The organism is Actinoplanes utahensis, assembly GCF_016862455.1.
GTDB classification, from domain to species: domain Bacteria; phylum Actinomycetota; class Actinomycetes; order Mycobacteriales; family Micromonosporaceae; genus Actinoplanes; species Actinoplanes utahensis.
This window is the reverse complement of record NZ_BOMZ01000061.1, coordinates 1-8215: the sequence shown is the minus strand read 5'-3', so window position 1 is coordinate 8215 and position 8215 is coordinate 1. Positions and strand designations below refer to the sequence as shown.

The window sequence follows — 8215 nt, the reverse complement described above, 5'->3', positions numbered from 1 at the left end:
TGTGCCGGGCGTCGGCAAGACGAAACTGGCCAAGGCTCTGGCCCGTTCGATCGACTGTTCGGTGCGGCGCATCCAGTTCACGCCCGACCTGCTGCCCAGCGATGTGACCGGGGTCAGCGTCTACAACCAGGAGACGCGCGACTTCGAGTTCAAGCCGGGCGCCGTCTTCGCCAACCTGGTGGTCGGCGACGAGATCAACCGGGCGTCGCCGAAGACGCAGTCCGCTCTCCTGGAGTGCATGGAGGAGCGGCAGGTCACCGTCGACGGCACGACCTATGAGCTGCAGGCGCCGTTCATGGTCGTGGCCACGCAGAACCCGATCGAGATGGAGGGCACCTACCCGCTGCCCGAGGCGCAGCGGGACCGGTTCACCGCCCGGATCGCGATGGGCTACCCGGACCCGCGGGCCGAGCTGGCGATGCTCACCGGCCACGGCGACCACGACCCGCTCAACGATCTGCGCGCCGTCGCCGACGCGGCGCTGGTCCGCCGGCTGATCGAGACGGCGCGCGCGGTGCACGCCGCCGACGCCGTCCAGCAGTACGCGATCGCCCTGGTCACCGCGACCCGGGAGGCACCGGAGATCCGGCTCGGCGCGTCCCCGCGGTCCACCCTCCAGCTGCTGCGCACCGCCAAGGCCGTGGCCGCCTTGGAAGGCCGGGACTACGTGCTGCCCGACGATCTGCAGGCGCTCGCCGTGCCGGTCCTCGCGCACCGCCTCATCCCGACCGCGGACGCCCAGCTCAACCGGCGCACCACGGACGCCATCGTGTCCGAGATCGTGCACCGGCTGCCACTGCCGCACGACCGGAACCGGAATCCCTACGACACCCGTGACGGCCGCGCCTCGTACGAGTCACGGGGGCGGTGAGCATGCGGGAGGCGCTGCGGGGACTCACCACGCGCGGCCGCTCGTTCCTGGCCGCGGCGATCGCCGCCGCGGTCTCGGCGCTCATCCTCGGCGAGCGCGACCTGCTGCGGGTGGCGGTGCTCCTGGCCGTCCTCCCGCTGCTCGCCGCGTGGTACGTCGGCCGCAGCCGCTACAAGCTGGCCTGCACCCGGTCGCTGGAGCCGGGCCGGGCGCCGGTCGGGTCGAGCGCGCGGGTGATCCTGCGCCTGCAGAACATGTCCCGGCTGCCCACCGGCACCATGCTGCTGGAGGACCGCCTGCCGTACGCGCTGGGCAGCCGTCCCCGGGTCGTGCTGGAGCGGCTCGGCGCGCAGCAGGCCAGCTCGGTGGCGTACACGGTGCGCGCCGACGTCCGCGGCCGCTATCCGATCGGCCCGCTGATGGTCCGGCTCACCGACCCGTTCGGGTTGTGCGAGCTGACCCGGTCGTTCCCCAGCGTCGACCGGCTCACCGTGATCCCGCAGGTCACCGCGCTCCCCCGGGTGCGGCTGGCCGGGGAGTACGCGGGCACCGGCGAGAGCCGCGCCCGCTCGGTGGCCGTGCACGGCGAGGACGACGCGGCCACCCGGGAGTACCGGCGCGGCGACGACCTGCGCCGGGTCCACTGGCGGTCCACCGCGCGCACCGGCGAGCTGATGGTGCGCCGCGAGGAGCAGCCGTGGGAGAGCCGGGCCACGGTCGTGCTGGACACCCGGGTCTACGCGCACCGCGGCGAGGGCCCGACGGCCAGCTTCGAGTGGGCTGTCTCGGCGGCCGCCAGCATCGCGGTCCACCTGCGGGAGGCCGGTTACAAGCTGCGGCTCGTCACCGGCTCCGGCATCGACATCGACGCCTCCGAGACCGGTGGGGAGGGCCTGATCCTGGACACCCTGGCCGATGTGAAGACCGAACAGAACGGGGACGTCTCGGTGCTGGTCGAGCACGTCCGCCGACGCAACGACGGCGGCCTGGTGATCGGCCTGTTCGGCGCCCTCACGGTGGCCGAGGCGGAGCTGCTCAGCGGCCTCCGCGGCAACGGCGCGACCTGCATCGGCTTCGCCATCGACAGCACCACCTGGGTGCCGTCGACGGCCGGGGCGGAATCCGGGCGGGAGCACGCGGCCGCGTCGCTCGCCCTGGTCCGCAGCGGCTGGAAATCGGTGCCGGTCACGCACGGCGACACCCTGCCGGCGCTCTGGCCCAGCGTGGCCCGCGGCTCGCAGGGCTTCGCCTACCGCGCCGCCATGGCCGAGACCGTCAGTGGGGTGAACCGATGACCGGCCGGCGCCGCCTCGGCCTGGTGGCCGCGGCCGCCACCCTGCTGGCCGCCGCCCCGCTCTCGTCGATCTTCAGCTCGTGGACCTGGCTGATGGAGTGCCTGGTCACCGTGGCACTGATCGAAGGCGCCGCGGTGGCCACCCGCACCTTCCGCTTCCCGACCTGGGCGCAGGCGCTCAGCATGGTCGTCGCCCTGGTCCTCGCACTGACCTGGATCTTCTCCAGCGGCAGCGAGTTCATCATCCCGCAGCCGGACACCTTCGCCCATTTCGCCGACCTGATCCGGCAGGCCGGGGAGGACACCCGGACGTACGGCGTGCCCGTCCCGGACCGGGACGGCCTGCTCTTCGTCACCGTCCTCGGCGTCGGTGTGGTCGCCATCGTGGTCGACCTGCTGACCGCGGTGCTCCGCCGCCCGGCCCTCGCCGGGCTGCCGATGCTCGCCATCTACTCCATCCCGGTCGCGGTCTACCTGGACAGCGTGCCCGCCCTGCCGTTCGTCATCGGCGCCGCCGGGTTCATGTGGCTGCTGGTCGCCGACAACGTCGACCGGGTACGCCGGTTCGGCCGCCGCTTCACCGGCGACGGGCGCGACGTCGACGTCTGGGAGCCGTCGCCGCTGGCCGCGGCCGGCCGGCGGATCGGCGTGGTCGGCGTGCTGGTCGCGGTGGCGCTGCCGCTGGTCGTGCCGACCGTGACCGGTGGCCTGCTCACCCAGCTCACCCAGAGCGGCGCCGGGCCGGGCACCGGTCCGGGCGGCGGCGGGGCCGGGCGGATCAACCTGTTCGCCTCACTCAGCGGGCAGCTGAGCCACAGCAACACGGTCCAGCTGCTCAAGGTCACCACCAACGAGCCGGATCCGTTCTACCTGCGGTTCGGGGTGGCCGACGTGCTCACCACCAGCGGGTTCGCGCACCAGGCCCCCAAGGGGAACTCGCTCGCCGACGGGTTGCCCGACCCGCGGCGGGTGCAGGGCACCGGCAACGCGGACTACGCGCAGTACACCGCGACGGTGGAGATCACCAACAATCTGCAGCAGACGATGGCGCCGCTGTACTCGTACACGACCGAGGTCCGGGAACTGGGCGGCGCGTGGTCGTACGACCAGAATCAGCAGGTGCTCTACTCGGCGCGGAACACCACCCGCGGGCAGAAGTACACCTTCACCTACCAGCGGGCCAGTTACCCGCCGAACCTGCTGAAACGGGCTCAGCCGCTGGAGTCCGGCGACCCGCTCCGGGCGTACACCACCACCCCCGGTGACGCGAACGTCAACGCCGAGGTCATCAAGCTGACCGCCGGCAAGACCAACGACTACGACAAGGTACGGGCGATCTACAACTTCTTCTCCAAGGAGAACGGGTTCTCGTACGACCTGAACGCCAAGAGCAACGGGACGGCGTCGGAGATCTCCCAGTTCCTCAAGAACCGCACCGGTTACTGCCAGCAGTACGCGGCGGCGATGGCGTGGATGGTCCGGGCCGCCGGCATCCCGGCCCGGGTGGCGTTCGGTTTCACCCGTGGCACGCCGATCGACGGGACCAAGGGCGTCTACCAGATCAGCAACCGCAACGCGCACGCCTGGACCGAGGTCTACTTCCAGGGCTTCGGATGGGTGCCGTTCGACGCCACCCCGTCCGCCGGAGTCGCCGGCAACGCGCGCTCGGACTGGGCGCCGGACGTCGACCAGGTCGCGCCGACCGCGTCGGCGTCGGCCGGGGCCGGTGTCCCCGGCGCCGGCTCCTCGGCCGCTCCCGGCCAGATCGGCCGGCCCGACCCCGCGGAGAACAACGCCGCCGCCGGTGGCACCGATGGGACGGTCGCCGAGGAAACCTCCTGGACCGGCCTGCTGATCACTGCCGGTGCCGCCCTGATCCTCGCGTTGCTGCTGGTCCCCGCCCTGCGGCGAATCCTGGTGCGCCGCCGCAGACACGCGGCGACGGTTCCGCGGGCACCCGCCGTGCTGTCCGCCGATGGTGTCGCCCCCGGCGCCGAGATCACCGTCACCGCCGAGTCCGGCCAGGCCCGGGAGGACGCGCACGCCGCCTGGGACGAGCTCATCGACTGCATGGTCGACTTCCGGGTGCCGGTGGACCCGACGGAGACGCCACGGGTCACCGCCCAGCGGCTGATCCGCGAGTCGGCACTCACCGGCGACCCCGCCGAAGCGGCGACCCTGCTGGGCACCGCCGAGGAACGGGCCCGGTACGCCCGGCAGCCGATGCAGGGCGCCGAACTCACGACGGCCCTCGGCCGGGTCCGCTCCGCCATGGCCGAGACAGCCCCGTTCCGAACCCGTATGCAGGCCCTTCTGCTGCCCCCGTCGGTGCTGCTCGACTGGCGCCTCGGCCTGTCCGAATGGTCCACCCGCACGGCCGAACGCCTCAGCCGCGCCGGGGAGACCCTGACCCGCTTCAACCCCCGCCGACTGCTGACCCGCTCTCGCTGAGCGGCACACCCGACCGTCAAGGCGCCGTCCTCGCCGAGGGCGGCGCCTTGCTTTCCGCCCCTCCCCTTCGCATCGGTCCGGCCGCGGGCGCGACGCTCCCCGCACCGGTCGCCGGTCGCCGGGGCCGGGCCGGGGCCGATCGGCGCATGTCACTGCAATGGTCTGAGCTGAAGGGCCTGCCGCCGAACTCTCTGCAGAAGGTGCTGCTGGACGAACTTCGCGTCATCATGAGCGCCGAGGCGTCGGCGGAGCATGAGGACGAGCGGCTGGCCGGGCTCGCGGCGCCGCTGCGTGTGCTGTGGTTACTGAATTGGCTCGACTTCGAGGTCGCTCAGGGCGGGCTCCTGGCGTACCTCACGAACTCCCATGGCAGGCACGCTGCGCAGGCTGGCGCTGCCCTGCGGGAGATCGGCGCACCGGCCATGGCTGCCGTCTTGGACGCGGCCGCAGCCGAACTCGGTGACGGTTCTCCCGAGCCGGACGCTTCTCCTTCTCCCGAGCCGGACGCTTCTTCTCCCGAACCGGACGCTTCTTCTCCTGAGCCGGACGCTTCTTCTCCTGAGCCGGAGAGGGACCGATACGTCGAGGTGCTCGCGGACCTCGACGACCGGTACGAGCTGGCTGCGGAAACCGACGGGTGGGGTGACAAGCTCGACGCGTTCCCGATCCGGGCCGTCGCCGCGCAAGCCGGAATCTGAGCCGCGTCGGCGATTCTCGGCAGGGCGGGGTCGCGAGCCAGGAGCCCATGAGCGCGCCCGTTCCGGCCTTCCCGCGGAAGGCGGAACGCACGGCAGAACGCAATACGCGGAAGGGCACAACACGAGAGAACGCAACCCGGCATAACCCAACGCGGCGGGTGTAGCCCGCAAAAGGGCGCAACGCGCGGAGGGGCGCAACCCGTGGAGGGGCGCAACGCGTGGAGGGGCGCAACGCGCGGAGGGGCGCAACCCGCGGAGAGCGTTACTCGTGGAAGGGCACAACACGGCGGACGCAACGCGCGGACGGTGTAGCCCGCGGAAAGGCAACCCGCGGAAAGGCGGGCACTCGGAAACCGTGAAGGCTCGGAGTGTCAGGGTGGAAGGCCGGTGGCGGTGGGCAGGGAATGACGACGGCGGCCGGGTGGCGGCCGCCGTTCGTCGGGAGCCGGCTGCGGGCCGGCTCGCTGGGTCAGCGATGTCCCTCCGGGCGCTGGCGCCACCGGTCCTCGAGGCGATCGAGGAAGCCGCCGCTCTTGCGGCTCTGGCGGGTGCGACGGGACGCGGTGCCGCCGACCGATTTCAGGTCGGGGGCCTGGACCCGGCGCCGCGACTGCATCGCGAAAGCCGCCGAGCCGAGCATGACGACGAATCCGGCCACGCCAAGCGGCGGGTTCTGACTCATCGCCCCGTAGACGACCACAGCCAGACCAAGGACGATCACGAACGCGGCGATGAGGAGCCGGCGCCGTGCGTGGAAACGCGGGTCGCTGGCCCGCACAGCCGAGGCGAACTTGGGGTCCTCGGCAAGCGACCGCTCGATCTGATCGAACAGCCGCTGCTCGTGCTCCGAGAGCGGCACGGCATTCCTCCCCGGGCGCATGTCCGGCCCCGCAGCGGGGTCGGGGTGGTGCAGGTGTGATGATGCGGGGCAGCCGTCGGCTGCCTTATCACGCAAGTCTACGAGCGGGTTGGCGGGTCGGAAAGCGGGACGACCGCCGAGTGCGGGTGATTTTCCATGTCCGTAAGATCGGTTCGTCCCAAAAGACCGATCGTCCGGCCGCACAACGCGTCCGTCACGGCAGCGTGTGGCCCTGATCACGGCCTGTGACCTGCCTCAACACATGATCCGAAAACCCGTTGCCGCAAGACATACAAATCGACCAGGTTCGGTCGGTAAGATCCGCCGGCCCCGCGGAACGGAACGGCGCCCCGAGCAGACCGGCGCTCAGCAAGCGATCAGTAGGCGATCAGCAGGCGATAGCCGCCCGAACGGGCCGGCATGAAGCGAGCGATCAACAACGGCAGCCGCCCGAACGGGCCGGCACGGAGCGAGCGCTCAACAACAGGACCGCGCGGCCGGCTGGTCGTCAGTACTATCTCGCCAGCTCCGAGACAGCACTGACCCTGCTGGCTGATTCGCCGCTTCTCTTGTCGATGTGGAGATTGCGCTGTCCGCCCCACCACGCGCTCACCAGATCCAACCCAGCGGACGAAAGCCCGCACGCCCGCCCGCCCGCGACGGATTCACCCCTTCCACCCCTTCCACTTCTTACGCGCGAGATCTTGTGAGTCTCGGGCGAACCGATTCACCACAACCTCACAAGATCGACAACCGGCGGGCAAGCAATCGGCCAGCAGGGTCAGCAGTGACGACCAGCCGGAAGACCCGAACGGGCGGAGCCTCAGCGGGCGATCAGCAACGGGACGGTCATCTCGGCGGCGGTGACCGAGCCGTGGTAGGCGACCAACTGCCCGGCCCGCTCCGGTTCCCAGGCCGGCGCCACGACGACCGCCCGGTTCCGGCAGATGATCACCACGTCGCCGATCCGGCCGGCGTGCGCCGGCGCCATCGGGCCGTACCAGCCCTCGGCGATCGCCTCGTCCCGGCTCACCACATGGGCGTCCGCGCCGAGCACGGCTCGGCAGTTCGCCAGGACGTCGTCCAGGGCGCCGTCCGCGACGTACAGATAGCGGGCCCGCGGTTCCCCGGCCACGCCGATCACCCCGTCCCCACTGAGCGCGGCCACGTCGTACCGGCCCTCGATGGGGACGTTGAGCTGGCCGTGGTCGGCGATCACCAGGAGCGCGGCGCCGGCCGGGAGCCCGTGCACGATCCGGTCCAGGAGCAGGTCGACGCCGCGGGCCGCGTCCTGCCAGAGCGGGGAGCACACCCCGTCCTCGTGGCCGGCCTTGTCCAGGTCGGGGTGGTACCCGTAGACCAGGCCGGGGCCGGCACGCAGGGCCGCCAGCATCCCGTCGGCGACCGCCGGGCCGTCGTCGGCGACGTGGTACCGGCCGCCCCGGTTCGCCGCGACGCTGAGCCCGGTGCCCCGGTAGAGGCCCCGGCTGACCACGGTGACCGGCACACCGGCGGCCGCGGCGGTCTCCAGGGTGGTGGGCATCGGCTGCCAGAGGTACGGGTCCGGGTCGTCACCCCAGGCGATGTGGTTGAGCACCCGGCCGTCCGGCCGCCGCACGGTGAACCCGAGGACGCCGTGCACGCCGGGCGGCACCCCGGTGCCGACGGTCACCAGGCTGACCGGGGTGGTCGACGGAAAACCGGCGGTCAGCGTCCGGGAACCGGCGGCCAGGTCGGTCAGGACCGGCGCGAACGGCGCGGCCGTCGGCAACTGGTACGCCCCGAGACCGTCCACCAGCAGCACCCCGACCCGGTCCACCCCGTCGAGGGTCTCCGCGAGCCCGAGCACGTCCACCGCCCCCGGCACCCCGAGCACCGCGCACACGCTGGGCATCAGATCGGCGAGGCTGCCGCTCCCATAGGCCGGCGCGACCTCCCGGAACGCCTCGTCCGGCAGCCCGTCCGCCGGCACCCCGCCGCTCCCACCAGGGAGAGAACCACCGGAGGAAGCAGGAACGGCAGGACCGCCCGTGGAAGCCGGG

General features: G+C 72.0%; 6 protein-coding genes. 4 read left to right on the top strand and 2 right to left on the bottom strand.

Features of this window, described 5'->3' with window-relative positions; genetic code table 11:
- The 4 genes from Aut01nite_RS21965 to Aut01nite_RS21950 all read left to right on the top strand — a co-directional run.
- Positions 1-871 (top strand): AAA family ATPase (locus tag Aut01nite_RS21965; protein ID WP_204037625.1); only part of this gene is annotated, 871 nt, incomplete at its 5' end.
- A 2-nt stretch (positions 872-873) separates the two neighbouring features.
- Positions 874-2166 carry a DUF58 domain-containing protein gene (locus tag Aut01nite_RS21960; protein WP_043523829.1) on the top strand — a complete coding sequence of 431 codons (1293 nt, stop codon included), beginning with the start codon at positions 874-876 and terminating at the stop codon, positions 2164-2166.
- Positions 2163-4616, top strand: coding sequence for a transglutaminase TgpA family protein (locus Aut01nite_RS21955; RefSeq protein WP_043523830.1), 2454 nt, complete (start codon positions 2163-2165; stop codon positions 4614-4616). Before Aut01nite_RS21960 ends, Aut01nite_RS21955 begins: the two co-directional genes overlap by 4 nt.
- Before the next feature lie 200 nt (positions 4617-4816).
- Positions 4817-5314: a DMP19 family protein gene (locus Aut01nite_RS21950; RefSeq protein WP_161790599.1), complete on the top strand. Its 498-nt coding sequence runs from the start codon at positions 4817-4819 to the stop codon at positions 5312-5314.
- Between the two features lie 469 nt (positions 5315-5783).
- On the opposite strand, the gene Aut01nite_RS21945 is transcribed toward Aut01nite_RS21950, so the two are convergent.
- Together Aut01nite_RS21945 and Aut01nite_RS21940 are read right to left on the bottom strand one after the other, a co-directional pair.
- A complete protein-coding gene (locus Aut01nite_RS21945) occupies positions 5784-6173 on the bottom strand; it encodes an SCO2097 family morphological protein (RefSeq protein ID WP_043523832.1) in 390 nt (129 codons plus the stop codon).
- A gap of 823 nt (positions 6174-6996) precedes the next feature.
- Positions 6997-8215, bottom strand: a 1219-nt coding sequence (locus Aut01nite_RS21940; protein ID WP_373871531.1) for an alkaline phosphatase family protein, incomplete at its 5' end; no start/stop codon positions are given.

What these genes read in the sequence shown, in the direction of transcription:
- Aut01nite_RS21960 (WP_043523829.1), top strand. Translation starts at nt 874, where the DNA reads ATGCGGGAGGCGCTGCGGGGACTCACCACGCGCGGCCGCTCGTTCCTG.
- Aut01nite_RS21955 (WP_043523830.1), top strand. Translation starts at nt 2,163, where the DNA reads ATGACCGGCCGGCGCCGCCTCGGCCTGGTGGCCGCGGCCGCCACCCTG.